This window comes from Cupriavidus sp. UYPR2.512 (assembly GCF_000379565.1).
Lineage (GTDB): Bacteria > Pseudomonadota > Gammaproteobacteria > Burkholderiales > Burkholderiaceae > Cupriavidus.
Map to the genome: position 1 here is coordinate 246,954 of NZ_KB902964.1, position 24,520 is coordinate 271,473.

Sequence of the window (24,520 nt, forward strand, 5' to 3'; positions counted from 1 at the left end):
GTTACGACAGGTTGGTCGGCAGGGTCGCGCGCACGGCGTCGGGCCAGCCCGCGCCGGCATCGCCCTGCACCACCCATTGCTTCATCGCTTCGATATCCGGCGCCAGGTAGCGATCCTCTTCGACAAAGGCCACGCGCGCACGGATGCGGGCCAGCTCCTGCTCCACCAGCGGCGACGACTTCAGCGGGCGGTGGAACTCGATGCCCTGCGCCGCGGCCATGGCCTCGATGCCGACCACCACCGCGGTGTTGGCGGCCATCTCGCCCAGGCGGCGCGCGCCGTAGGTGGCCATCGACACATGGTCTTCCTGGTTGGCCGAGGTCGGCAGGCTGTCGACGCTGGACGGATGCGCCAGCGACTTGTTCTCAGAGGCCAGCGCGGCGGCGGTCACCTGCGCGATCATGAAGCCCGAATTCAGGCCGCCGTCGCGCACCAGGAACGGCGGCAGGCCCGACAGCCCGGTATCGAGCAGCAGCGCCAGGCGGCGTTCGGAAATCGCGCCGATCTCGGAAATCGCCAGCGCGATGATGTCGGCGGCAAAGGCTACCGGCTCGGCGTGGAAGTTGCCGCCCGAGACCACGTCGCCCTGCGCCGAGAACACCAGCGGGTTGTCCGAAGCGGCATTGGACTCGATCTGCAGGATGCGCGCGGCGTGCTGCAGGTTGTCCAGGCACGCGCCCATCACCTGCGGCTGGCAGCGGATCGAGTACGGGTCCTGCACGCGGCCGCAGGCCTTGTGCGAATCGACGATCTCGCTGCCGTCCAGCATCGCGCGCACGGCGCCGGCCACGGCGATCTGGCCGGCCTGGCCGCGCGCCGCATGGATGCGGGCGTCGAACGGCTTGACCGAGCCCTTGATCGCTTCCAGCGACAGCGCGCCCGCCACCAGCCCGGCGGCAAAGGTGTCTTCAGCGGCGAACAGGCCGGCCAGCGCCAGGGCGGTCGACACCTGGGTGCCGTTGAGCAGCGCCAGGCCTTCCTTGGGGCCCAGCTCGAAGGCCTGCAGGCTGGCGTGCGCCAGGCCCTCGGCGGCAGGCATGCGCTTGCCGCCGACCAGCACGTCGCCCACGCCGATCAGCGTGCACGACATATGCGCCAGCGGCGCCAGGTCGCCCGACGCGCCCACCGACCCCTTGGCCGGGATGCACGGCGTCACGCCGTGGTTGGCCAGCGCCAGCAGCGCCTCGATCAGTTCCGGGCGCACGCCCGAATGGCCGCGCGCCAGGCTGACCGCCTTGATTGCCAGGATCAGGCGCACGGTGTCTTCGGCCAGGTCCGGGCCGGTGCCCACGCTGTGCGACAGCACCAGGTTGCGCTGCAGCTGGGCCAGCTTGTCATGCGGGATGCGGCTTTGCGCCAGCTTGCCGAAGCCGGTGTTGATGCCGTAGACCACGGCGTCGGCGTCGATGATGTCCTGCACCGTGGCCTGCGCGGCGCGCACGCCGGCCCAGGCCGATTCAGCCATGGCCAGGCGCACTTCGCCCCGGTAGATGCGGCGCAGGTCGGCCAGGGTGACTTGGCCCGGCTGCAGGGTCAGCAGCGGGCGGGAAGCTTGGTCGTCGTGTTGGCTGGCGCTCATTTGTATGTTCCTGTCTATACAGCTTAGAGTAAAAGTTGGACCGGGGGGCCGGATCTTGTGGATTCAGCCGAAAGCGGGGTTGCCGTCGGCGCGGAAACGGCTGCCGAGGCGATAGCGGTTGCCCGGATGCAGGCAGCGCACGAACGTCACCGGCACGCCGTTGGTCCAGGTACGGCGCGTCAGCATCAGGCAAGGTTGCGTGGGCGGCATTTCCAGCTGCGCGGCCTGCTCCGGCGTGGCGGCGATGGCATCGACCACGTGCTCTACCTGATCGTAGGGCACATGGCGCAACAGGTACTCACCGGGCTGGGTCTCGCTGAAATCCTGGCTGATGAAATCCGGCGCCACGCGCGGGTTGACATAGCGGTCTTCCAGTTGCACCGGCACGCCGTCCTCGCGATGCACGCACACCGAGTGGAACACCGACTCGCCGGTGCGCAGCTCCAGCGCGGCGGCCACCTCGATCGATGCCGACACGCGCTCCACCAGGATCACGTCGCAGGCATAGTCATGCCCGCGCATGCGGATCTCGTCCTGCAGGTTGACCACGGACAGCAGCGTCGACTGCGGCTTGTGCTCCGCCACGAAGGTGCCCACGCCGGCCACCCGCACCACCCGGCCCTGCTCCTGCAGCTCGCGCAGCGCCCGGTTGACGGTCATGCGCGAGACGCCGAAGCGGTTCACCAGTTCCTGCTCCGACGGCACCCGGTCGCCCGGCTGCCACGCGCCGCTCTGGATCTGGCGGGCGATGTACTCCTTCACCTGCTGGTAGAGCGCGGTGGGAGAGGCAGAAGCGGAAGGTGCGGTGCCGGCGGCGTGGTTCATGGCGTTCGTTGGATGCCTAGTGCTCGGCCGAGGCCATGGCCTCGGCGCGGATCTCCTCGGTCAGCCGCGCCTTGAGCGCGGAGAACTCCGGAGTGGTCTTGACGGTGTAATGGCGCGGATGCGGGAAATCCACCGCGATCTCGCTCTTGATCCGACCCGGCCTGGCAGAAAACACCGCCACCCGGTTGGCCATGAATATGGCCTCGTCGATATCATGGGTCACGAATAATACCGTCTTGCGCGACGCCTCCCATATACCCAGCAGCAACTCCTGCATCAGCACGCGGGTCTGGTTGTCGAGCGCGCCGAAGGGCTCGTCGAGCAGCAGGATCTTGGGATCGTTGGCCAGCGCACGCGCAATCGCGGTGCGCTGCTGCATGCCACCCGAGAGCTGCTTGGGGTAATGGTGCTCGAAGCCGCGCAGCCCCACGCGCTGGATAAAGAAGTCGCTGCGCTCCTTTTGCTCGGCGGCGCTCATGCCGCGCTCACGCAAGCCGAAGCGTACGTTCTGCTCGATCGTCAGCCACGGGAACAGCGTGTATGACTGGAACACCATGCCGCGGTCCGCGCCGGGGGCGGAGACCGGCTGGCCGTCCAGCAGCACGCGGCCGCTGGTGGGCGTATCCAGCCCTGCGACGATGCGCAGCAGCGTGGACTTGCCGCAGCCCGAAGGCCCGAGGATGGTGACGAAGTCATTGTCGCGGACCTCGAAGTCGACCGGCTGCAGCGCCAGGGTCTGGCCGCCGCGCGGGTTGGTGAAGGTGCGCGAGACCTGCTGGATGGACAGTGCGCTCATTGGATCGAACTCCACGGGAACAGGCGCTGGTTGGCGCGCTTGAAGACAAGGTCCGAGACCAGGCCGATGCAGCCGATCACGATGATGCCGAAAATGATCTGCCCGGTGTTGAGCAGCGCCTGGCTGTCGGTGATCATGTGGCCAATGCCCGACGACGAGCCGATCAGCTCGGCCACGATCACGTAGGTCCAGGCCCAGCCCAGCACCAGCCGCAGGATCTCTGCGATCTCCGGCGCGGCGCCGGGGATCAGCACGCGCCGCACGATGCCGGCGCTGTTGGCGCCCAGCGTGTAGGCCGCCTCCACCAGGTCCTTGCGCGCGCCGCCGACGGCCACCGCCACCATCAGCACGATCTGGAAGAACGAGCCGATGAAGATCACCAGCAGCTTCTGCGTCTCGCCGATGCCGGCCCACAGGATCAGCAGCGGGATAAAGGCCGACGCGGGCAGGTAGCGGCAGAACGACACGAAGGGTTCGAAGAACGCCTCGGCCGCCTTGTAGGCGCCCATGAAGATGCCCAGCGGCACCGCGAGCACCGCAGCCAGCACGAAGCCGCCGACTACGCGCCACACGGTCATGCCGATGTCGCCGATGAAGTTGTACTCGGTGAACAGCAGCACGCCTTCCTTGGCCATCGTCATCGGATCGGCCAGGAACGTGCGCGGCACGAAGCCGCCCAGCGTCACCACCGCCCAGATGCCGAAGAACAGCACGAAGAAGGACAGGCCCAGCATCCAGCGCGTGTTGGGCGCCACCGGCACCAGCGGGGCCAGCCACGGATGGCGCCGGCGCACCGGCGCTGCCGCGGCAGAGGCCGCCGCGGCAGCGGCCGGGGCGGGTGTTCCAAGTCTGGCTTGCGTCATGACGTCACGCCTCCTGAAGACTGTCGGTTACTTGAGGAAACGCGCGTCATACAGCGCCGTCACGTCCGGGACCTGGCGGATCACGCCGATGTCCAGCAGTACCGCAGCCGCTTCCTTGCTGAAGCTGGCGAGCTCGCCGGCAAAGAACTTGCGGTTGGCCTCGCGGTCCTGCCAGCGCAGGTAGGCGGAGGACTTGGCGAACTGCTCGCCGGTCTGCTTGACCGCCGCACCCATGATGTCGTTGGCCTTGGCCGGCTCCTTCTGGATCATCTCCAGGGCCTCGAAGTAGCTGTCGACCAGCGCCTGCGCGGCCTTGGGGTTGTCCTTGAGCCACTTGGGCGCGCAGCCCAGCGTATCGGTCACCATCGGGTAGTCGAGCGTGGTCGCCAGGATCTTGCCCTTGTCCGGGTTCTGGCGCACCGTCGACAGGTACGGCTCATAGGTCATGGCGCCGTCGTTCTGGCCGGCCACGAAGGCCTGCGCGGCCGCCTGCGGCGACAGCGTGGTGGTCTTGACGTCCTTGAGCGACATGCCGTTCTTCTTCAGCATCCAGGCCAGGCCGAAGTACGGCGCGGTGCCCGGCGCATCGACGCCAATGGTCTTGCCCTTCAGGTCGGCAAAGCCCTTGACGTCGCTGCGCACGGCCAGGCCGTCGGCGCCATAGGACTTGTCGAGCTGCACGATCTGGGTGATGGGCACGCCGTTGGCGTTCCAGGCCACATGGGTCTCGACCGTGGTGGCCGCGCACTGGATCGCGCCCGAGGCCAGCGCCAGGTGGCGGTCCTTCTGCGGGATCATCTTGATGTCGACGTCCACGCCATGCTTCTTGAAGATGCCGGCCTTGTCGGCCAGCGTCAGCGGCGCGAAACCGGTCCAGCCGCTCATGCCCAGCGTGACCTGGGTGTTCTGCGCCTGGGCCGCACCAGCCCCCAATGCCGCAACCAGCACCGCGGCCTGCACTGCCATCCGACCGCGAATGCTGCTGTGATTCCTCATCATCTGTACGCTCCTTTGGTATATCCGTCGACGGCAGGCCATGCGTGCGGCCGCGCTCGTTTTCGGGCATTAAACAATACCTGTATATACAAGTCAATGTACGGGTTCCACCAAGCAACCAGGCGAACAACCGCCTTGCAAGGCGCTTTATGACGGAGATTCGTTGACCGGTGCGGCACCACGCCGGTTCACAAAGCGCATGTCAGGCACCGCGCCGGGGCAATGGAGGTGATGCTGTATAGACAGGGAACAAACGACGCACTCAGGCAGCAAGCTCCGTGCCAGCGGCACGGGCCCCATCTTGGCCAGGCGGTCAGGTGTCGAAGAAGGAGGTGACGGTTGGATAACGCAGCCGCAGGCGCAGCTCGCGCTTCAGGCGGCGGTTGTCGAGGCGGCGCGATTCGCTCATGAAGCTCAATAGCGTCTTGTCGATCACTTCATGGGCCTGGCCGCGCGTGATGCGCGGCGGGCGCGGCAGGCCGCGACGGTCGGCGACCAGGTCGAAGTAGTCGGCCATGCGCAGCTCGGTGTCGTCGCTGGCATGGACCACGCGCTGCGCGCGGCCGCGGAACAGCGCCGCGACCATGGTGCGCGCCAGGTCGTCGGCGTGGATATGGCTGGTGTAGACATCGTCCTGCGGCACCAGCGCGGGCGTGCCGCGGTGCAGGCGCGCCAGCGGCAGGCGGTCTTCGGCATAAATGCCGGGGATACGCACGATGCTGGCACGCCAGCCGGCACCGCGGCCGAAGGCGCGCACTGCCTGCTCGGCGGCAACGCGGCGGCGTGCGCGTGCGGTCTGGGGCCGCACGGCGTGGAATTCCGAGACCCGCGCGCCCTGCCGGTCGCCATATACACCCGACGTGCTGGCATAGACAAACGCAGCGCGGGGCCTGCCCCGGTCGGGTAGAATGGCGGGCTCGCCGGGAAACATGCCGGCCGACGTCCTGGCCTTGCGCCAGGCCGCCCGGCGCAAGGCGGCGAGCAAGGCACGCGTGCGCGGATCGCCTTCGCCCTGCCCGGGCGGCGGCGCCAGGTCCAGCACCTGCGTGGCCAGCCCGTGCAGCCGTGCCAGCGTGGCCGGCCGGTCCAGGTCCGCCACCAGCGGCACCGCGCCGGCGGCGCGCAGTTCAGCGCGGCGGGCCGGCTGTGAAGTCACGGCAAAGACACGCATGCGCGACGACAGGATTCGCAGGCAGCGCGTCCCCACATCCCCGCAGCCGACGATCAAGAGGCGCGGGCGGCCCAGCCGGCGCGAAGGTGCCGGCAGCCGCGGGACTTGTGGGAGGCGCGAGGGCTGCAGCTTCGACAGAATTTGGCTCATAGACCGATTATGGCTTATCAAGTAACCGTCATGCCCAGCGGCCACAAGTTTGAAGTGGCCGCGGACGAAACCATCCTCGGCGCGGCCCTGCGCCACAGCATCGGGCTGCCCTACGGCTGCAAGAACGGCGCCTGCGGCTCGTGCAAGGGCCGCGTGCTCGAAGGCACCATCGTGCAGGGCGACCACGCCCCGGCGGCACTGACCGCGCAGGAGAAGACCGAGGGCCGCGCCCTGTTCTGCTGCGCCAACGCCGCCTCGGACGTCACCATCGAATGCCGCGAAGTCCACGGCGCCGGTGACATCCCGATCAAGAAGGTGCCGTGCCGCGTGACCGCGATCGAGCGCCTGGCCGACGACGTGATCGCCATCAAGCTGCAGCTGCCGGCGACCGAGCGCATGCAGTACCTGGCCGGTCAGTACGTGGAATTCCTGCTGCGCGACGGCAAGCGCCGCAGCTATTCGATCGCCACGCCGCCGCATGAAGACGGCCCGATCGAGCTGCATATCCGCCACATGCCGGGCGGCGCCTTCACCGACTACGTGTTCGGCGCCAGGGAAGGCCAGCCAGCCATGAAGGAGCGCGACATCCTGCGCTTCGAGGGCCCGCTGGGCAGCTTCTTCCTGCGCGAGGAATCCGAGGCCCCGATGATCCTGCTGGCTTCGGGCACGGGCTTCGCGCCGATCAAGGCCATCGTCGAGCACGCCGCTTACACCGGCATCCAGCGCCCGATGACGCTGTACTGGGGTGGCCGCCGCCCGAAGGACCTGTACATGCACGCGCTGTGCGAGCAGTGGGCGCGCGACCTGCCCAACTTCAAGTACGTGCCGGTCATTTCCGACGCGCTGCCTGAAGACAACTGGCAGGGCCGCACCGGCTTTGTCCACCAGGCCGTGATCGCCGACCATCCCGACCTGTCGGGCCACGAGGTCTATGCCTGCGGCGCCCCGGTGATGATCAATGCCGCGCGCGGCGACTTCACCCGCCAGTGCAAGCTGCACGACGACGCGTTCTTCGCCGACTCGTTCACCTCTGAGGCCGACATGCACCCGGCCGGCTCGGCCCCGGCGGCCTGAGGCGCGAGCCGCCGTCAGCCGTTCCGTCAGCGCAACAATGCCCGGGCCTGCCAAAATTCGTTTTGACACCCGGGCGCATGCGCCTTATATTTGCCCGCATGCACATGACCTTCAACCGACGCCGCAGCTTCCGTACGTCGCTCCCCGCTGGGGTGCCGCGCGGCTGACCGTCGACTGCGTCTGTTCATGTCAACGAGCCACGGGCAACCCCCGTGGCTTTTTGTTTTTGTCCCCGTTGTTACGCCCGTCCGTCCATCGTTTAAAGCCGACCCCTGGAGTCCGCCATGGCATTTGCTGAGTATCCCGTCCAATCCCTGATGTACATCACCAACCGGCCCGAGCTCGTGTTCACCGAGGGCAAGGGCTCCTGGCTGACGGATCACAACGGCAAGCGATACCTGGACTTCGTGCAGGGCTGGGCAGTGAATTGCCTGGGCCATTCCAACCAGGGCATGATCGACGCGCTGGTGGCCCAGTCGCACCGGCTGATCAACCCGAGCCCGGCCTTCTACAACGAGCCGATGCTCAAGCTGGCCCGGCAGCTGACCGACCACAGCTGCTTCGACAAGGTCTTCTTCGCCAACAGCGGCGCCGAGGCCAACGAAGGCGCGATCAAGCTGGCGCGCAAATGGGGCCGCAAGCACAAGGACGGCGCCTTCGAGATCATCACCATGGACCACAGCTTCCATGGCCGCACGCTCGCCACCATGAGCGCGTCGGGCAAGGCCGGCTGGGACACCATCTTCGCGCCGCAGGTGCCGGGCTTCCCGCGCGCCGAGCTCAACGACCTGGACTCGGTGGAGAAGCTGATCACCGACAAGACCGTCGGCATCATGCTGGAACCGGTGCAGGGCGAAGGCGGCGTGATCCCCGCCACGCGCGAGTTCATGCAGGGCCTGCGCGCGCTGGCCGACAAGCACAGGCTGCTGCTGATCGTCGATGAAGTGCAGACCGGCTGCGGGCGCTGCGGCACCCTGTTCGCCTACGAGCTGGCGGGCGTGGAGCCGGACATCATGACGCTGGGCAAGGGCATCGGCGGCGGCGTGCCGCTGTCGGCGCTGCTGTGCAAGGCCGAGGTCGCCAGCTTCGAGGCCGGCGACCAGGGCGGCACCTACAACGGCAACCCGCTGATGACCGCGGTGGGCAGCGCCGTGATCGCGCAGCTGACCGCGCCGGGCTTCCTCGACGACGTCAAGGCCAAGGGCGAATACCTGAGGGAACAGCTGCTGGCGCTGTCCGCCGAGTTCGGCCTGGGCGGCGAACGCGGCGACGGCCTGCTGCGCGCGCTGATACTGGGCAAGGACATCGGCCCGCAACTGGTGGAAGAAGCCCGCGACATGGCGCCGCAAGGCCTGCTGCTGAACGCACCGCGCGCCAACCTGCTGCGCTTCATGCCGGCGCTGAACGTGACGCGCGAAGAGATCGACCAGATGATCGGCATGCTGCGCACGCTGCTGAAGAAGCTGGCCTGAGCCTGGTCTTCGCCAGACGGAAAAAAAGCCTCGCTCGCGCGAGGCTTTTTTCCATTGCGGTGCCGCAGAGGAGTGAGGGAGAGAGCCAGCGCCGCAGAACCCGCGCACGCCAGCCTGAGCAGGCGTTGCGCGGGGCCCCGCGGCAAGGCAGAAGGCCTTGCGCCTGCGTGCGCCTGCCCTCTGCCTCACCCCTCTCGCGGCGGGGCGGGAGAGGCGGCAGCGCGCGCCTTACTCGCCCAGGTAGGCGGCGCGCACCTTGGGATCGTCCAGCATCTGCTTGGCGTCCCCGCTCATGGTGATCAGGCCGGACTCCATCACGTAGCCGCGGTGCGCGGCCTGCAGCGCCAGGCGCGCGTTCTGCTCCACCAGCAGCACGGTCACGCCCTGCGCCGAGATGTCGCGCACGACCTCGAAGATCTTCTCGACCATGATTGGCGACAGCCCCATCGAGGGCTCGTCCAGCAGCAGCACCTTGGGCTGGCTCATCAGCGCGCGCGCCATTGCCAGCATCTGCTGCTCGCCGCCGGACATGGTGCCCGCCAGCTGGTTGGCACGCTCCTTCAGGCGCGGGAAGATGCCGAACATGCGCTCGACGTCGGCCTTGATGCCGGCCTCATCGTTGCGCGTGTAGGCGCCCATCTGCAGGTTCTCGGTGATGGTCATGCGCGCGAACACGCCGCGGCCTTCCGGCACCATCGCCAGGCCCTGCTTGAGCAGCGCGTAGCTGGGCACGCCCTTGATGGACTTGCCCATGTATTCCACGTCGCCGCTGGCCCAGCCCTGCAGGCCGGTGATGGCCTTCATGGTGGTGGTCTTGCCGGCGCCGTTGGCGCCGATCAGCGTCACCAGCTCGCCGTCCTGGATGTCCAGGTCGATGCCCTTGACCGCCTGGATGCCGCCGTATGCGACCTTGAGGCCGGAGATCTTCAGTACTGTCTGTGTCATTGCTTGTCCTCCCGCCATCAGTGCGCCGAAGTGCCGAGGTAGGCCTCGATCACCGCGGGGTTGTTCTGCACCTCGTGCGGCAGGCCCTGGGCAATCACCTTGCCGTAGTCCAGCACCGTCAGGCGGCTGCACAGCCCCATCACCAGCTTCACATCGTGCTCGATCAGCAGGATGGTCCTGCCGTCGTTCTTGATTTTATCGAGCAGCCCGCGCAGCTCGACCTTCTCGGTCGCGTTCATGCCCGCGGCCGGTTCGTCAAGCGCCAGCAGCTTGGGCTCGGTCGCCAGCGCCCGCGCGATCTCGAGCCGGCGCTGGTGGCCGTACGAGAGGTTGCGCGCGGTGAAGTTGGCGTACTTGCCGATGCCGACATAGTCGAGCAGGTCATGCGCCATGTCCTCGACGCCCTCTTCCTCGCGGCGTATCGAAGGGGGGCGGAAGATCGCGCCGAACAGGCCGGCCTTGGTACGCGCGTGGCGCCCGACCATGACGTTCTCGAGCGCGGTCATCTCGCCAAACAGGCGGATGTTCTGGAACGTGCGCGCGATGCCGGCCTTCGCCACTTCGTGCACGGCGGTCGGCTGGTAGGCCTTGCCGCCCAGCACGAACTCGCCCGAATCCGGCGTGTACAGCCCGGTGATCACGTTGAAGAAAGTGGTCTTGCCGGCGCCGTTGGGGCCGATCAGGCCATAGATCTCGCCCGGCTTGATCTGCAGGCCCACCTCGGACAGCGCTTGCAGGCCGCCGAAACGCTTGTTCACCCCCTGTACCGACAGGAGGAAATCGTTGTTGCTCATATTGTCCTCCTGGTCAGAAACGGCCCACGCTGCCCGCACGGCGCACCACCGGGCGGTCTTCCTTGCGCGGCGATGGCCAGATGCCGGCCGGGCGATACAGCATGACGCCAACCAGGGCCAGGCCGAACAGCAGCTGGCGCAGCACTTCGGCATCGACGATCACGTGGCCGAACAGGCCGGTCTGCATCGGCTCGGCGACCACGCGCAGCAGCTCCTGGAAGCCCACCAGCAGAATGCCGCCCAGGATCACGCCCGGGATATGGCCCATGCCGCCGAGCACCACGATGGCCAGCACATAGATCGATTCCCACAGCGTGAACGATTCCGGCGACACGAAGCCCTGGAAGGCGCCGAACGTCGCGCCCGAGGCCCCGCCGAACGACGCGCCCATGGCAAAGGCCAGCAGCTTGATGTTGCGGGTGTTGATGCCCATCGCCTTGGCGGCGATCTCGTCTTCGCGGATGGCCACGAAAGCGCGCCCGATGCGCGAGTTCTGCAGCCGCAGGCTCACGAACACGATCACGATGACCAGGAACACCAGCAGGTAGTAGTACATGAACACCGGCGAGAACTTCAGCCCGAGGATCTCGTGCGTCTTCGAGAAGTCGAAGCCGAAGATATGGACCGGGTCCACCGCGGTGATGCCCTTGGGCCCGTTGGTGATGTTGAGCGGGCGATCCAGGTTGTTCATGAAGATGCGGACGATTTCGCCGAAGCCCAGCGTCACGATGGCGAGGTAGTCACCGCGCAGCTTCAGCGTCGGCGCGCCCAGCAGCACGCCGAACGTGGCCGCCACCAGGATCGCGATTGGCAGCACGAACCACATCGACAGGTGCAGGCCGTTGGGCAGCAGCTGGTGGATCCACTCGAACTGGTTCGCCAGGTGGGGCGAGCCCAGCAGCGCCATCAGGTAGGCGCCCACCGCGTAGAACGCGATATAGCCCAGGTCAAGCAGGCCGGCAAAGCCCACCACGATGTTCAGGCCCAGCGCCAGCATGATGTACAGCAGCGCGAAGTCCAGCACGCGGACCCAGTAGTTGCCGCCCAGGGTCTGGACGAAGAACGGTGCGCACAGGGCGATCACCAGGAAGCCAAGCAGTGCGGCCAGGGTCTTGGCCGGCACCTTGGTGGGCGCCGCAACGGCTGCCGTGGATGGAATCGGAGTATTCATGGATTCGCTCTCCTCAGGCGCGGTCCGCCACGCGTTCGCCCATGATGCCGGACGGACGGAAGACGAGCACGGTGATCAGCACGATAAAGGCAAAGACGTCCTGGTAGTTCGAACCGAAGATGCCGTTGGTCAGGTCGCCGATATAGCCGGCGCCGAGCGCTTCGATCAGGCCCAGCAGCATGCCGCCGACCATGGCGCCCGCCAGGTTGCCGATGCCGCCCAGCACTGCCGCGGTAAACGCTTTCAGGCCGGGGATGAAGCCCATGTAAAAGTGGGCATTGCCGTAGTTGGTGGCCATCATCACGCCGGCCAGGGCGGCCAGCGTGGCGCCGATCATGAAGGTGGCGGAAATGACGAAATTGGGGTTCACGCCCATCAGGCCGGCCACTTTCTGGTTCTCGGCGGTGGCGCGCATGGCGCGGCCGAGCTTGGTGCGGTTGACCAGGGCCAGCAGGCCGGACATGACCATCACGGCCATGCCGATGATGACCATTTCCTTGCCGGTGATGGTGGCGCCGGTCGAGCCGATGTCGATCGGCTCCGAGGGCAGCAGCTGCGGGAAGGTCAGCGGGTTGCGCGACCAGATCAGCATGCCCATCGTCTGGAGGATGATGGAGACGCCGATGGCCGTAATCAGCGGGGCCAGCCGTGGCGCATTGCGCAAGGGCCGGTAGGCCACGCGTTCAATGGTGTAGGCCAGTACTGCGCAGACTGGCATTGCGATCAGCGTGGCAATCACCAGCGTCAGCCATTCGGGCAAGCCGGGGGCAAACTTCTGAAGTCCAAGAATCGCTGACAGGGCGGTCAGCGCGCCGATCATCAGGACATCGCCGTGGGCGAAGTTGATGATCCCCAGAATGCCGTAGACCATGGTGTAGCCCAGTGCGATCAGCGCATAGATGCTGCCGAGCACCAGACCGTTCACGATCTGCTGGATAAAGATATCCATGAAAACTCCTGCTTCAGTCCCGGACCTTGCGGCATGGTGTGGATGCCGGGGGGACCATGGTGTGAAATGGGTAACGTTGCTTTGGTTGCTTTGCTGGTAAGCGGCCTGCCATGCTCCATCCATGGTAAGGATGCTTCTACATTAGGCGAGGCTAAAAAGAACGGCACCGCAAAATACTCACGGTGCCGTTCGGATGGGCCGGTAAGCCCTGATTACATCTTCACGACGTCGAGGACGGACTTCTTCTTGTCCTTGTACTCGTACAGCGTGATGGTGCCTTCCTTCATGTCGCCCTTCTCGTCGAAGGCGATATTGCCGATCACGCCCTTGTAGTTGGTCTTGGGCATTTCGGCCAGGATGGCAGCCGGTTCGGTCGAACCGGCACGCTTCATGGCGTCGACGACGACCATCACGGCGTCATACGTGAACGGTGCATAGATCTGCACCGGGGCGTTGAAGCGAGCCTGGTAGCGCTTGTTGAACTCGGCACCGGTCTCCATCTTCGACAGGGCCAGGCCTGCCTCCGAGCAGATGATGTTCGACACGGCATCGCCGGCCAGTTCAGCCACCTTGTCGGTACAGACGCCGTCGCCGCCGACGATCTTGGCGCCGATGCCAAGTTCCTTGGCCTGCTTGGCGAACGGGCCGCCGGTGGCGTCCATGCCGCCGTACATGATGACGTCAGGCTTCTTGCCCTTGATCTTGGTCAGAATGGCCTTGAAGTCGGTGGCCTTGTCGTTGGTGGCTTCATGCGCCACCACGTTCACGCCAGACGCCTTCGCAGTCTTCTCGAACTCGTCTGCCAGGCCCTTGCCGTAGGCAGTGGCGTCGTCGACGATCGCCACGGTCTTGGCGTGCAGGGTCTTGACGGCATAGTTGGCCAGGGCCGGGCCTTGCTGGGCGTCGGTGGCAACCACGCGGTAGGTGGTCTTGAAGCCCTGCTTGGTGTAGTCCGGGTTGGTCGACGACGGCGAGATCTGCACGATGCCGGCATCGCTGTAGATCTTGGAAGCCGGGATCGACACGCCCGAGTTCAGGTGGCCAACCACGGCCACGACCTTGGCGTCGACCAGCTTCTGCGCCACGGAGGTGCCGGTCTTGGGATCGCCCGCATCGTCTTCGCCGACCAGTTCCAGCTTGACCTTCTTGCCACCGATCTCCAGGCCGGTCTTGTTGACTTCTTCCACGGCCAGGCGGGCGCCGTTTTCGTTGTCCTTGCCAAGGTGCGCGATGCCGCCGGTCAGCGGGGCCGCGTGGCCGATCTTGACGACGACTTCACCGCCGCCCGCTGCAGGAGCGGCTGCCGCCGGCGCCGAAGACGGCGCAGCAGCCGGCTTCTCTTCCTTCTTGCCGCAAGCTGCTACGAGCGCCACCGCGGCCGCGATCGGCAGAATCTTGGCAAACGTGATTTGCATGAGTGATCTCCTAGGATTCACGAAAACAGGGATTTTCAACGCCTCCCGGACGTTTCCCTGGACCGCCTTTGTTTAATTTCAATTTGAAACGCGCGCATTGTATCCCCTTTCTTAGTCGATGCAATACGCGACGCAACATCCTTAACCATTTACCGGTCAAATGAGCTAGGGAATTTCCCCAATGCACAGATTGCGGCAATTCCCGCTCACATGACGCGGTCGCCTCACCTACTTACAAGAATCATGCCTGCGCCGCCCGATGAGGCGAATAAGCATCGCCAGCGCCCCTATAATGCGCCTTTATTAATTAGGTGTTTCATTTAAATTCAGTTGCACCAATCTCTAATGTGCAGAATGTAGCGCCGCACCATAATAGGGAAAACCCCAGACCCGGGGATTACCCTGATTTGTCTGGTCAAGAGGACAGCCATGTATTACCCGCACCATCGCCGTGCATTATTCGCGCCGGCCGGCCGCAAATCGGGCGCACCAAAGACAAAGGGCGCCGTATCAAGCGGCGCCCTCATACAAGGCAAGGCTGGCAGGCGGGCGCGGCCCGCGCAGGTCAGGCGGCAGCGCTGGCCGGCAGCAGCCCGCGCGGCAGCGGGAAGGCCATGTTCTCTTCGATGCCGTCAAGCGGGCGCACCTGGCGCGCGCCAAGCTCACGCAGACGATCGACGATAGACTGGGCCAGCGCCTCGGGTGCCGAAGCGCCGGCGGTCAGGCCGATGCGGCGCTTGCCGGCGATCCATTCGGGACGCACCTGCTCGGGGGCGTCCACCATAAAGGCCGGCACACCCAGGCGCTCGGCCAGTTCGCGCAGGCGGTTGGAATTGGAGCTGTTGGGGCTGCCCACCACGATCACCACCTCCACCTGCGGCGCCATGAACTTCACCGCGTCCTGGCGGTTCTGCGTGGCATAGCAGATGTCCTGCTTCTTGGGCTCGCGGATCTGCGCGAAGCGCGCCTTGAGCGCGGCTACGATCTCGCGGGTCTCATCCACCGACAACGTGGTCTGGGTCACGTAGGCCAGCCGCGACGGGTCGGCAACCTGCAGCGTGGCGACGTCGGCCACCGACTCCACCAGCAGCATGCCGCCGCTGGCCTGGCCCATGGTGCCCTCCACTTCCGGATGGCCGCGATGCCCGATCATCACGATCTCGCAGCCCTCGGCGCGCATCTTGCCCACCTCGACATGCACCTTGGTCACCAGCGGGCAGGTGGCATCGAACACGTGCAGCCCGCGCGCGGCAGCGTCAGCGCGCACTTCGCGCGACACGCCGTGGGCGCTGAAGATAACGGTGGCGCCCGCGGGCACCTCGTCAAGCTCGCGCACGAACACCGCGCCCTTGCGGCGCAGGTCGGCCACCACATAGGCGTTGTGGACGATCTCGTGGCGCACGTAGATGGGCGCGCCGAAGCGCTCGAGCGCACGCTCGACGATCTCGATGGCACGGTCCACGCCGGCACAGAAGCCGCGCGGCTGCGCCATCAGGATTTCTGCGTTGGGTGCGGGGGTCAGGTCAGGCATGCTGCGGTATCAGGATGGTTCGGCACACGGGCGGCGCGCTCAGAGAATGCCGATCAGCTGCACGTCGAACAGGATGGTCTGCCCGGCCAGCGGATGGTTGAAGTCAAAGAGTGCGGCGGTCTCGCCGATCTCCTTGAGCACACCCGCGTACTTGCCGCCGCCGGGCGCGTTGAACTCCACCAGGTCGCCCGCGCTGTAGTCCTCTTCGAACGAACTGTTCTCGCGCAGCGTGGCCAGCGATACCCACTGTAGCAGCTCGGGGTTGCGCGGGCCAAAGGCCTGCTCCGGCGCCAGCCGGTAGGTCATGCGCTCGCCTTCGGGCATGCCAAGCAGCGCCTGCTCCAGCGTCGGCGCGAACTGGCCCTGGCCGAGCAGCAGCGTGGCGGGCTTCTCCTCGAACGTGCTGACAACCTCGGTGCCGTTCTCGAGCGCGATGCTGTAGTGCAGGGTCAGGAAGGAGTCGGCCTGGACAGTCTTGCGGCCAGCCGTGCCGCCGTCGGCTTCCGACGCGAAAGTTTGCAAATTCATGGGTGATCAACCGGGGAACAACCCGTATTGTATTCGACTGGCCCCTCGCCCGCCGCGCCGGGCTCGCAGCACCTTGATCACGGCGTGACTACCCTGGAGTGCTCATGACCATTGCCAACTGGCCCGCATGCGAGCGGCCCCGCGAGAAACTGCTGGAAAGCGGCGCCGCCGCCCTGTCCGACGCCGAGCTGCTGGCCATCTTGCTGCGCGTGGGCACGGCCGGCAAAAGTGCCGTGGACCTCGCACGCGAGCTGCTGCACCGCTTCGGCTCGCTGACAGCCCTGTTCGCTGCCGATGGGCGCGCGCTGACCAACGTCCGCGGCATGGGCGAAACCAAGTATGCCCAGCTGCAAGCCATTCCGGAGCTGGCACGGCGCGCGCTGGCCGAATCGCTGCGGCTGCCCACCGGCTTCGACTCCCCCGCGGCCGTGCGCAACTACCTGCGCCTGACGCTGGCACCGCTGCCGCACGAGGTCTTCCTGTGCCTGTTCCTGGATCCGCGCAACCGCATGGTGGCCAGCGAGGAGCTGTTCCGCGGCACCCTGACGCGCACCGCGGTCTACCCGCGCGAGGTGGCGCGCCAGGCGCTGGTGCATAACGCGGCCGGCATCATCGTGGCGCACAACCACCCGCGTGGCACCACCGCGCCCAGCCAGAGCGACATCCACCTGACCCACGAGCTGGCGCGCATCCTCAACCTGATCGACGTGCGGCTGCTCGACCATTTCATCGTGGCCGGGCAGGAAATCTGCTCGCTGGCCGACTGCTGTGACCGCCTGCCCGGGCTGTGACGCCAACGCCACGACACAGGCAGCGCAGCAACACCGGATAACGTCAAAGCACAGAAGGCATTGATTCGCCGGCGGAATCCGGTCTATAATGCCCGTTTGCTGAAGTCTCAACCGCTGCAGTCCGGGCCCGCGCGCCTTTTGTTGATCTGTTGCGAACATTGTCCACGAATAGAAGATTTAGGAGTGCTTCATGGCACGCGTCTGTCAAGTGACCGGGAAAGCGCCGATGGTCGGCAACAACGTTTCCCACGCAAACAACAAGACCAAGCGCCGTTTTCTGCCCAACCTGCAGAATCGTCGTTTCTTCGTTGAATCCGAAAACCGCTGGGTGAGCCTGCGCGTCTCGAACGCCGGCCTGCGCCTGATCGACAAGAAAGGCATCGACTCCGTGCTCGCCGACCTGCGCGCACGCGGCGAAGTCTAATTAGGAGCACATCATGGCAAGCAAGGGCGGCCGCGACAAGATCAAGCTGGAATCGACCGCAGGTACGGGTCATTTCTACACGACCACCAAGAACAAGCGCACCATGCCGGAAAAGATGGAGATCATGAAGTTCGATCCCGTCGCCCGCAAGCACGTCGCTTACAAGGAAACCAAGATCAAGTAATTGATCCGGTTCCCGCCAGAAAGCCCCGCCATGCCGCGGGGCTTTTTGTTTTGTCCACGCGGTGCTGGTGCGGCAGAGCGGCAGGCGACCACCCCACCCGCGGCACTGATGCACGGCATGGCGCGCAGGTGTAGACTTTGCCGTTTCCCCCATCTGCCAAGCGCCCCCCGGCGCATCTCCGCATCATGAATTTCGACGTCGCCATCGTCGGCAGCGGCCTGGCCGGCCTTACGGTCGCGCTGCAGCTGGCCGACACCCACCGGGTGGCCATCCTCAGCAAGCGCGCCATGACCCAGGGCGCCAGCGACTGGGCGCAAGGCGGAATTGCCGCCGTGCTGGATTCCGGCGACAGCCATGACGAGCATACGCAGGACACGCTTGTGGCCGGCGCGGGGCTGTGCGACGAAGAGGCCACGCGCTTCATCGTGGAGCATGGGCGCGAGGCCATCCAGTGGCTGATCGACCGCGGCGTGCCATTCACGCGCGACGAGCAGGCCGAACTGGGCTTCCACCTGACGCGCGAAGGCGGCCACAGCCGTCGCCGCATCATCCATGCCGCCGATGCCACCGGCCATGCCGTGGTCAGCACGCTGCTGCAGCAGGCCACCCGGCATCCGAACATCACCATCCTGGAAGACCACTTCGCGATCGACCTGATCACCTCGCGCAAGATGGGGCTGCCGGGCAACCGCTGCTACGGCCTGTACGTGCTGGACGACAGCACCGGCGCGGTGCACACCCTCACCGCCACGCACACCGTGCTGGCCGCGGGCGGTGCCGGCAAGGTCTACCTGTACACCACCAACCCGGATACGGCCACCGGCGACGGCATCGCCATGGCCTGGCGCGCGGGCTGCCGGGTGTCGAACATGGAGTTCATCCAGTTCCACCCGACCTGCCTGTACCACCCCTACGCCAAGTCCTTCCTGATCTCTGAAGCGGTGCGCGGCGAAGGCGGCCTGCTCAAGCTGCCCGACGGCACCCGCTTCATGCCCGAACACGATGCGCGCGCCGAACTGGCACCGCGCGACGTGGTGGCGCGCGCGATCGACTTCGAGATGAAGAAGCGCGGCCTGGACTGCGTCTACCTGGACATCAGCCACCAGCCCGAGTCCTTCCTGAAGGAACACTTCCCGACGATCCATGCGCGCTGCCTGGAACTCGGCATCGACATCACGCGCGAGCCGATTCCCGTGGTGCCGGCCGCCCACTACACCTGTGGCGGCGTGGTCACCGACACCTCCGGGCGCACCGATATCGGCAACCTGTACGCCGTGGGCGAAACCGCCTGCACCGGCCTGCACGGCGCCAACCGGCTGGCCTCCAACTCGCTGCTCGAATGCATGGTGATCGGCCGCGCCGCGGCTGACGACATTTCTTCCAAGGACAAGGCCGGCCTGCCGGACATCACGCTGCCGGCCTGGGATGAAAGCCGCGTCTCCGATGCCGACGAGGAAGTCGTGGTGTCGCACAACTGGGACGAACTGCGCCGCATGATGTGGAACTACGTCGGCATCGTGCGCACCAGCAAGCGGCTGGAGCGCGCCCAGCACCGCATTGTCCTGCTGCGCGAAGAGATCGCCGAGTACTACGCCAATTTCCGCGTCACCAGCGACCTGCTGGAGCTGCGCAACCTGGTCGAGGTGGCCTCGCTGATCGTGGACAGCGCCTACTCGCGCCATGAAAGCCGGGGCCTGCACTTCAGCCGGGACTATCCGGATGCACTGCCCAAGGCGCTGCCGACGGTGATGCAGCCGCCAGCCGCAAGGAAGCGCTGAGCGCTGGCCGGACAAAGAAAAACGGGGTGGCGCCGCAAGGCCCCACCCCGTTTTTCTGGTCCCGCGCAATGCGTCAGCCGATGATCCGCAGCGAATAGTCCGTCGCCCGCACATCCTTGGTCAGCGCGCCGACCGAAATCCGGTCCACGCCGGTTTCGGCAAAGGTGCGGATGGTATCGGCATTGACGCCGCCCGACACCTCCAGCAGCGCCCTGCCCCGGTTGAGCCTGACCGCATCCTGCATCATCGGCACGGTGAAGTTGTCGATCAGCACCGACTTCGCGCCGGCCGCAAGCGCTTCTTCCAGCTCGGCCAGCGTTTCCACCTCGATCTGCACCGACGCCCTGGTATCCAGCGCCAGCGCCGCTTGCATGGCCGCGCTGATGCTGCCAGCCGCGGCGATATGGTTTTCCTTGATCAGGATGCCGTCGTACAGCGCCAGCCGCTGGTTCTCGCCGCCGCCGATGCGGACCGCGTACTTCTGTGCCAGGCGCAGGCCCGGCAGCGTCTTGCGCGTATCCAGCACGCGCGCACGGGTGCCGGCGATCAAATCGGCATAGCGGCGCGTGGCAGTGGCCACGCCCGACAGCAGCTGCAGGAAATTCAGCGACGGACGCTCCGCCGTCAGCAGCGAGCGCGCCGGGCCCGTGATCTCGCAGACCACCGAATCGGGCGCCATGCGGGCACCTTCCTGCTGCAGCCAGTGCACTCCCAGCGCCGGGTCGACCGCGCGCATGCAGGCATCGAACCACGGCTGGCCGCACAGCACCGCGGACTCGCGCACGATCACGCGCGCGCGCGCCGCCTTGGCCGCAGGCACCAGCAGGCCGGTCAGGTCGCCGCTGCCGACATCCTCGGCGATGGCGGCCTGCACATTGGTTTGCAGCGCGGCCTGCAGCGCCGGGCCATAGCTGTCGAAAATCGGGTTCACGCTCATGCCGGGCCGATCCCCTGGAACAGCGCCTGTTCCTTGGCCAGGTCGGCCGACGGACGCACATTGCGCTTCTGCGCGGCGGCGAAGTCCAGCATGCGGTTGATGCAGGTCACCGCCTGGCGCCCGGTCACCGGGTCGACATGGATCTCGTTGCGGCCGGTTTCGAGCACCTCGGCCAGGTTGGTGAGCGCGTTCATTGCCATCCACGGGCAGTGCGCGCAGCTCTTGCAGGTGGCGCTGTTGCCGGCCGTGGGTGCTTCAATGAAGTGCTTGCCAGGCGCCGCCATGCGCATCTTGTGCAGGATGCCGTTGTCGGTGGCGACGATGAACTCGGTCGCGTCCAGCTTCTGCGCGGCCTCGATCAGCTGCGAGGTGGAGCCGACCACGTCGGCCTGCGCCACCACGTTTTCCGGCGATTCCGGGTGCACCAGGATCTTGGCGTTGGGGAATTCGCGGCGCAGCAGGTCCAGCTCGATGCCCTTGAACTCATCGTGCACCAGGCACGAGCCCTGCCACAGCAGCATGTCGGCGCCGGTTTGCTTCTGGATATAGCTGCCCAGGTGCTTGTCCGGCGCCCACAGGATCTTCTTGCCCTGCGCATGCAGGTGCTCGACGATCTTCAGGCCGATGCTGGAGGTCACCATCCAGTCCGCGCGCGCCTTCACGGCGGCGCTGGTGTTGGCGTAGACCACCACGGTGCGGTCCGGGTGCGCATCGCAGAAGGCGGCGAACTCGTCGGCCGGGCAACCCAGGTCGAGCGAGCAGGTCGCGTCCAGGTCCGGCATCAGCACGGTCTTCTCGGGGCTCAGGATCTTGGCGGTCTCGCCCATGAAGCGCACGCCCGCCACCACCAGGGTCTGGGCCTCGTGGTCGCGGCCGAAGCGGGCCATCTCCAGGGAATCGGAGACGCAGCCGCCGGTTTCCTCGGCCAGGTCCTGCAGGTCGGCGTCGACGTAATAGTGCGCCACCAGCACCGCATTGCGCTCCTTGAGCAGGCGGCGAATACGCGCCTTCAGGGACTGGCGCTCGTCGGGCGTCAGCACCGGTGGCACCTTGGCCCAGGCATGGGCCACGCAGCTACCGCCAGTGGCGTTTTCGGCATCCGCCAGGTTCGGCTTTTCGAACTCGACGGTCTTGATCGATTGTGGGGTCATCTCCGGTACTCCTCTAGACCTCCGCCAGCAAAGGTGCGGCCCGGCCAGAATATTGGGGAGTTTATCTAAAACAAAAGCCCCGCCATGGGCGGGGCTTTGTCAAACCATACGGCGCGGCCGGATTGTATCAGGCGTAGCGGCGCAGGCGCAGCGAGAAATCTTGCAGCGCCTGGATGCCACTGGCCTCGGCACGATGGCACCAGGCCTGCAGCTGCTGCAGCAGCTGCTCGCGCGTCAGGTTGGAACGGCCCCAGATGGCGGCCAGTTCACGGCGCATTTCGACGAAAGTCTGCAGCGCCTTGTTCTGTTCCACGATGCTGGCCAGCTGTTCGCGCTGCGGCGCGGCCAGCTTGGTTTCCTCGCGGTGGAACCACTTGCTGGCGGGCTTGAAGCTGCGGTACTCGGCCACGCGGCCTTCCTTGAGCTTTTCCAGCTCCTGGCGGAACGCGCCCTTGACGGCCTTGGCGTAGCGCGCCATCACGTCATAGCGGTTGGCGATGATCGCTTCCAGCGTGTTGTGGTCGACCGGGCGGGCTTCCACCAGGCGCGCCTTGGGCGGGGTCTTCTTGACCTTGGCCAGGCCGACTGCCTGCATCGCGCGGATATAGCCCCAGCCCACATCGAACTCATACCACTTGATCGAGAACTTGGCCGAGGTCGGATAGGTGTGGTGGTTGTTGTGCAGCTCTTCGCCGCCAATGATCAGGCCCCACGGCGACACGTTGGTCGAGGCGTCCTCGCAATCGTAGTTGCGATAGCCCCACCAGTGACCCAGGCCATTGATGATGCCGGCGGCATGGATCGGGATCCACAGCATCTGCACGGCCCACACGGTCATGCCGATCACGCCGAACAGCGCCAGGTCGATGATCAGCATCAGGCCGACACCCTGCCAGCCGAAACGCGAGTACACATTGCGTTCGACCCAGTCATTGGGGCAGCCATGGCCAAACTTGGCGATGGTTTCCTTGTTCTTGGATTCGGCCCGGTACAACTCCGCGCCCTCCAGCAGCACCTTGCGGATGCCGCGGGTCTGCGGGCTGTGCGGATCTTCTTCGGTTTCGCACTTGGCGTGGTGCTTGCGGTGGATGGCGGTCCACTCGCGCGTGACCATGCCGGTGGTCAGCCACAGCCAGAAGCGGAAAAAGTGCTGTGCAATGGGGTGCAGATCCAGCGACCGGTGCGCCATGCAGCGGTGCAGGAAGATGGTGACGCCGGCGATCGTGATATGCGTCATCACGAGCGTGTAGATGACGATCTCCCACCAGGTCCAGTTGGCAAGGCCGTTGGCGGCCCAGTCAAGAATAGTGTCGAACAAACTGTTCTCCGTCGGTTAAACAGGGACTTTCCCGTGCAGCCCGGCGGGGCCGGTGCACGCAACGCGCAGAAAAAAGGCTGCGAATCCAAGTGATTGCGATAGCTTTCTGGCGCCTGCCACGGGACCCGAAGTCATTCCGGGCTCCCAGGCACACGAGTCTCGCGCCGGCACTGGGATGACCCTCGGCTGGCGGGACAAGGTACGAGCCGCTGCAATCTGGCGGCTGTCTGATGTGGGAGCGTGCGCTGCAACCTTAGCTGCAACCCGCGACAACCCGGCATTCTACCGGATCGCGGGACGCGCAAGCATAGGCTATTTCCCGGATTTTGATGGGGTGCAACGGTTTTCGTTCCGTGGGTGGCGCATGCTGCGCCCGTCTGGCGGCCTATGCGGCACTTGCCGCATTCGCTGTATCCGCTACGGTCTTAGATGGGGGCGGATCAGTGGCGGACAAGGGTGCTTCCCCCAGCACGCGGAGTTCGCGCTGCGGATAGGGGATGGAAATCCCATGCGCGCGCAGCGTGCGCCAGATCGCGCGGTTCATCGCGGACTGCACGCCCAGCTTGCCGTTCTGCGGATCGGCCACGAAGACCGCAACCTCGTACTCGATGCCGCTGTCGGCAAACAGCACCAGGAAAGCAGCGGGCTCCGGGTCGGACAGCACGCGCGGCAGGTCGCGCACGCACGCGGTCAGCAGCGCGATCACCGTTTCCGGATCGGCGCTGTAGTCTGCCTGCACCCGGGTTGCCACGCGCACATTGGTGTTGGAAAACGAATGGTTCTGCACCGGCTGCGCCACCAGCTGCTCGTTCGGCACCAGGGTTTCGCCATCGCCGTTGCGCACCACCGTGTAGCGGGTGCGGATCTGCGACACGATGCCGGTGTACTTGTCCACGGTGATCTGGTCGCCCAGCTTGACCGAGCGGTCCAGCAGGATGATGAAGCCGGAGATGTAGTTGCTGGCGATCTTCTGCAAACCCAGCCCCAGGCCAACGCCCAGCGCGCCGCCGAACACCGACAGCACGGTCAGGTCGATCCCCACCAGCGACAGGCTCAGCAGCAGCGACACCAGCAGCAGCAAGGCCTTGGAGATGCGCGTCAGCACCACCTTGAGGTTGCCGTCGAGGTTGGCCGAGCGCATCAGCCGCTCTTCCAGCCAGGAACCGAACCAAAGCGCCACCAGCACCGTCAGCAGGATCCAGACCACCGCCATCAGGGTGTCGGCCAGGTTGATCTTCTCTTTGCCGCCGATCGAGAAGCGCACGCCCTCCATCCACGCCACCACGTCCGCCAGCACGCCCAGCACGTACAGCGCCATGCCGGCCCACACCAGCGTGGTCAGCACCTTCTCCACCAGCAGCAGCATGCCGTGCAGCTGCCCGCTGCCCGACATCACCCGGCGCAGCACATAGAAGGTGAAGTTCAGGAAGGTAATGCCGAACAGCGGCACCAGCGCCAGGCGCAGCACGCTGACTGGGATTAGGAACGAGTGAGAAATAACTTCCCGAAGTGGACCTGGCGTGCGCAAAGCGACGCGGGTAAGATGTGATGCCTCTGGAGGACAAACGATGCAGGCTGGTTACCGGGCTGAGGTTGAAACGCGGATGAAGCGGCTGTACGCGCGCTTGTCGGAGAAGGACCGACGGCGGTATGCGGCTGTGGAGGCGGACAAGCTGGG

General features: G+C 66.0%; 22 protein-coding genes and 1 pseudogene. 6 read left to right on the forward strand and 17 right to left on the reverse strand.

Annotated features, from left to right (window positions below):
- Position 1 precedes the first annotated feature (1 nt).
- From hutH to A3A5_RS0114940, 6 genes are all read right to left on the reverse strand, one after another.
- Positions 2-1,579, reverse strand: coding sequence for a histidine ammonia-lyase (gene hutH, locus A3A5_RS0114915; RefSeq protein WP_018311366.1), 1,578 nt, complete (start codon positions 1,577-1,579; stop codon positions 2-4).
- A gap of 63 nt (positions 1,580-1,642) precedes the next feature.
- Positions 1,643-2,404 carry a histidine utilization repressor gene (hutC, locus tag A3A5_RS0114920; protein WP_018311367.1) on the reverse strand — a complete coding sequence of 254 codons (762 nt, stop codon included), beginning with the start codon at positions 2,402-2,404 and terminating at the stop codon, positions 1,643-1,645.
- Positions 2,405-2,420: 16 nt separating this feature from the next.
- Positions 2,421-3,200, reverse strand: coding sequence for an ABC transporter ATP-binding protein (locus A3A5_RS0114925; protein ID WP_018311368.1), 780 nt, complete (start codon positions 3,198-3,200; stop codon positions 2,421-2,423).
- Positions 3,197-4,063: an ABC transporter permease gene (locus A3A5_RS0114930; protein ID WP_018311369.1), complete on the reverse strand. Its 867-nt coding sequence runs from the start codon at positions 4,061-4,063 to the stop codon at positions 3,197-3,199. Before A3A5_RS0114930 ends, A3A5_RS0114925 begins: the two co-directional genes overlap by 4 nt.
- Positions 4,064-4,090: 27 nt before the next feature.
- Positions 4,091-5,059, reverse strand: a complete 969-nt coding sequence (locus A3A5_RS0114935; RefSeq protein ID WP_026200794.1) for an ABC transporter substrate-binding protein — start codon at positions 5,057-5,059, stop codon at positions 4,091-4,093.
- Between the two features lie 313 nt (positions 5,060-5,372).
- On the reverse strand, positions 5,373-6,380 hold the full coding sequence (locus A3A5_RS0114940) for an NAD-dependent epimerase/dehydratase family protein (RefSeq protein WP_018311371.1): 1,008 nt from the start codon (positions 6,378-6,380) through the stop codon (positions 5,373-5,375).
- Between the two features lie 9 nt (positions 6,381-6,389).
- On the opposite strand from A3A5_RS0114940, the gene A3A5_RS0114945 reads away from it, so the two are divergent.
- Positions 6,390-7,454 (forward strand): CDP-6-deoxy-delta-3,4-glucoseen reductase, encoded by a 1,065-nt coding sequence (locus A3A5_RS0114945; RefSeq protein ID WP_026200795.1) that lies wholly within the window; start codon positions 6,390-6,392, stop codon positions 7,452-7,454.
- 284 nt (positions 7,455-7,738) lie between these two features.
- On the forward strand, positions 7,739-8,926 hold the full coding sequence (locus A3A5_RS0114950) for an acetylornithine transaminase (protein ID WP_018311373.1): 1,188 nt from the start codon (positions 7,739-7,741) through the stop codon (positions 8,924-8,926).
- 228 nt (positions 8,927-9,154) lie between these two features.
- Here A3A5_RS0114950 and A3A5_RS0114955 read toward each other — a convergent pair whose 3' ends face one another.
- The 7 genes from A3A5_RS0114955 to A3A5_RS0114985 all read right to left on the reverse strand — a co-directional run bounded on the left by A3A5_RS0114955 (position 9,155) and on the right by A3A5_RS0114985 (position 16,259).
- Positions 9,155-9,871 carry an ABC transporter ATP-binding protein gene (locus tag A3A5_RS0114955; protein ID WP_018311374.1) on the reverse strand — a complete coding sequence of 239 codons (717 nt, stop codon included), beginning with the start codon at positions 9,869-9,871 and terminating at the stop codon, positions 9,155-9,157.
- Positions 9,872-9,888: 17 nt separating this feature from the next.
- On the reverse strand, positions 9,889-10,665 hold the full coding sequence (locus tag A3A5_RS0114960; RefSeq protein ID WP_018311375.1) for an ABC transporter ATP-binding protein: 777 nt from the start codon (positions 10,663-10,665) through the stop codon (positions 9,889-9,891).
- A gap of 13 nt (positions 10,666-10,678) precedes the next feature.
- Complete coding sequence (locus A3A5_RS0114965) at positions 10,679-11,836, reverse strand: ABC transporter ATP-binding protein (protein ID WP_018311376.1); 1,158 nt, start codon at positions 11,834-11,836, stop codon at positions 10,679-10,681.
- A 13-nt stretch (positions 11,837-11,849) separates the two neighbouring features.
- Entirely contained in the window at positions 11,850-12,785 is a 936-nt protein-coding gene (locus tag A3A5_RS0114970) for a branched-chain amino acid ABC transporter permease (protein WP_018311377.1), read from the reverse strand.
- A gap of 212 nt (positions 12,786-12,997) precedes the next feature.
- The gene (locus A3A5_RS0114975; RefSeq protein ID WP_018311378.1) at positions 12,998-14,200 is read right to left on the reverse strand and encodes a branched-chain amino acid ABC transporter substrate-binding protein; all 1,203 of its coding nucleotides are present in this window, start codon (positions 14,198-14,200) and stop codon (positions 12,998-13,000) included.
- Between the two features lie 565 nt (positions 14,201-14,765).
- Complete coding sequence (gene ispH, locus A3A5_RS0114980; RefSeq protein ID WP_018311379.1) at positions 14,766-15,731, reverse strand: 4-hydroxy-3-methylbut-2-enyl diphosphate reductase; 966 nt, start codon at positions 15,729-15,731, stop codon at positions 14,766-14,768.
- A 39-nt stretch (positions 15,732-15,770) separates the two neighbouring features.
- Positions 15,771-16,259 (reverse strand): peptidylprolyl isomerase, encoded by a 489-nt coding sequence (locus A3A5_RS0114985; protein WP_018311380.1) that lies wholly within the window; start codon positions 16,257-16,259, stop codon positions 15,771-15,773.
- Between the two features lie 104 nt (positions 16,260-16,363).
- On the opposite strand from A3A5_RS0114985, the gene radC reads away from it, so the two are divergent.
- The 4 genes from radC to nadB all read left to right on the forward strand — a co-directional run bounded on the left by radC (position 16,364) and on the right by nadB (position 19,436).
- Positions 16,364-17,050, forward strand: coding sequence for a DNA repair protein RadC (gene radC / locus A3A5_RS0114990; protein WP_018311381.1), 687 nt, complete (start codon positions 16,364-16,366; stop codon positions 17,048-17,050).
- Positions 17,051-17,240: 190 nt separating this feature from the next.
- Entirely contained in the window at positions 17,241-17,474 is a 234-nt protein-coding gene (rpmB, locus tag A3A5_RS0114995; protein ID WP_006575661.1) for a 50S ribosomal protein L28, read from the forward strand.
- A gap of 13 nt (positions 17,475-17,487) precedes the next feature.
- Entirely contained in the window at positions 17,488-17,658 is a 171-nt protein-coding gene (gene rpmG / locus A3A5_RS0115000) for a 50S ribosomal protein L33 (RefSeq protein ID WP_010814980.1), read from the forward strand.
- A 185-nt stretch (positions 17,659-17,843) separates the two neighbouring features.
- On the forward strand, positions 17,844-19,436 hold the full coding sequence (gene nadB, locus A3A5_RS0115005) for an L-aspartate oxidase (protein WP_018311382.1): 1,593 nt from the start codon (positions 17,844-17,846) through the stop codon (positions 19,434-19,436).
- A gap of 73 nt (positions 19,437-19,509) precedes the next feature.
- Here the strand turns inward: nadB and nadC are convergent, their stop codons facing one another.
- From nadC to A3A5_RS38560, 4 genes and pseudogenes are all read right to left on the reverse strand, one after another.
- Positions 19,510-20,373: a carboxylating nicotinate-nucleotide diphosphorylase gene (gene nadC / locus A3A5_RS0115010; RefSeq protein WP_018311383.1), complete on the reverse strand. Its 864-nt coding sequence runs from the start codon at positions 20,371-20,373 to the stop codon at positions 19,510-19,512.
- Complete coding sequence (nadA, locus tag A3A5_RS0115015; protein WP_018311384.1) at positions 20,370-21,524, reverse strand: quinolinate synthase NadA; 1,155 nt, start codon at positions 21,522-21,524, stop codon at positions 20,370-20,372. Before nadA ends, nadC begins: the two co-directional genes overlap by 4 nt.
- A 127-nt stretch (positions 21,525-21,651) precedes the next feature.
- Positions 21,652-22,842 carry an acyl-CoA desaturase gene (locus A3A5_RS0115020; protein WP_018311385.1) on the reverse strand — a complete coding sequence of 397 codons (1,191 nt, stop codon included), beginning with the start codon at positions 22,840-22,842 and terminating at the stop codon, positions 21,652-21,654.
- A 385-nt stretch (positions 22,843-23,227) separates the two neighbouring features.
- Positions 23,228-24,325 (reverse strand): annotated as a pseudogene (locus tag A3A5_RS38560) (mechanosensitive ion channel family protein); the annotation flags it as partial.
- Positions 24,326-24,520: the final 195 nt, after the last annotated feature.

Excerpts from the sequence above, each read along its gene's own strand:
- A3A5_RS0114970 (WP_018311377.1), bottom strand. The coding sequence starts at position 12,785 with ATGGATATCTTTATCCAGCAGATCGTGAACGGTCTGGTGCTCGGCAGC.
- A3A5_RS0114930 (WP_018311369.1), bottom strand. The coding sequence starts at position 4,063 with ATGACGCAAGCCAGACTTGGAACACCCGCCCCGGCCGCTGCCGCGGCG.
- A3A5_RS0114925 (WP_018311368.1), bottom strand. The coding sequence starts at position 3,200 with ATGAGCGCACTGTCCATCCAGCAGGTCTCGCGCACCTTCACCAACCCG.
- hutC (WP_018311367.1), bottom strand. The coding sequence starts at position 2,404 with ATGAACCACGCCGCCGGCACCGCACCTTCCGCTTCTGCCTCTCCCACC.
- radC (WP_018311381.1), top strand. The coding sequence starts at position 16,364 with ATGACCATTGCCAACTGGCCCGCATGCGAGCGGCCCCGCGAGAAACTG.
- A3A5_RS0114965 (WP_018311376.1), bottom strand. The coding sequence starts at position 11,836 with ATGAATACTCCGATTCCATCCACGGCAGCCGTTGCGGCGCCCACCAAG.
- A3A5_RS0114960 (WP_018311375.1), bottom strand. The coding sequence starts at position 10,665 with ATGAGCAACAACGATTTCCTCCTGTCGGTACAGGGGGTGAACAAGCGT.
- hutH (WP_018311366.1), bottom strand. The coding sequence starts at position 1,579 with ATGAGCGCCAGCCAACACGACGACCAAGCTTCCCGCCCGCTGCTGACC.
- nadB (WP_018311382.1), top strand. The coding sequence starts at position 17,844 with ATGAATTTCGACGTCGCCATCGTCGGCAGCGGCCTGGCCGGCCTTACG.
- A3A5_RS0114955 (WP_018311374.1), bottom strand. The coding sequence starts at position 9,871 with ATGACACAGACAGTACTGAAGATCTCCGGCCTCAAGGTCGCATACGGC.
- A3A5_RS0114935 (WP_026200794.1), bottom strand. The coding sequence starts at position 5,059 with ATGAGGAATCACAGCAGCATTCGCGGTCGGATGGCAGTGCAGGCCGCG.
- A3A5_RS0114945 (WP_026200795.1), top strand. The coding sequence starts at position 6,390 with ATGGCTTATCAAGTAACCGTCATGCCCAGCGGCCACAAGTTTGAAGTG.
- A3A5_RS0114950 (WP_018311373.1), top strand. The coding sequence starts at position 7,739 with ATGGCATTTGCTGAGTATCCCGTCCAATCCCTGATGTACATCACCAAC.
- A3A5_RS0114985 (WP_018311380.1), bottom strand. The coding sequence starts at position 16,259 with ATGAATTTGCAAACTTTCGCGTCGGAAGCCGACGGCGGCACGGCTGGC.
- rpmG (WP_010814980.1), top strand. The coding sequence starts at position 17,488 with ATGGCAAGCAAGGGCGGCCGCGACAAGATCAAGCTGGAATCGACCGCA.
- ispH (WP_018311379.1), bottom strand. The coding sequence starts at position 15,731 with ATGCCTGACCTGACCCCCGCACCCAACGCAGAAATCCTGATGGCGCAG.
- A3A5_RS0114975 (WP_018311378.1), bottom strand. The coding sequence starts at position 14,200 with ATGCAAATCACGTTTGCCAAGATTCTGCCGATCGCGGCCGCGGTGGCG.
- A3A5_RS0114940 (WP_018311371.1), bottom strand. The coding sequence starts at position 6,380 with ATGAGCCAAATTCTGTCGAAGCTGCAGCCCTCGCGCCTCCCACAAGTC.
- nadC (WP_018311383.1), bottom strand. The coding sequence starts at position 20,373 with ATGAGCGTGAACCCGATTTTCGACAGCTATGGCCCGGCGCTGCAGGCC.
- rpmB (WP_006575661.1), top strand. The coding sequence starts at position 17,241 with ATGGCACGCGTCTGTCAAGTGACCGGGAAAGCGCCGATGGTCGGCAAC.
- nadA (WP_018311384.1), bottom strand. The coding sequence starts at position 21,524 with ATGACCCCACAATCGATCAAGACCGTCGAGTTCGAAAAGCCGAACCTG.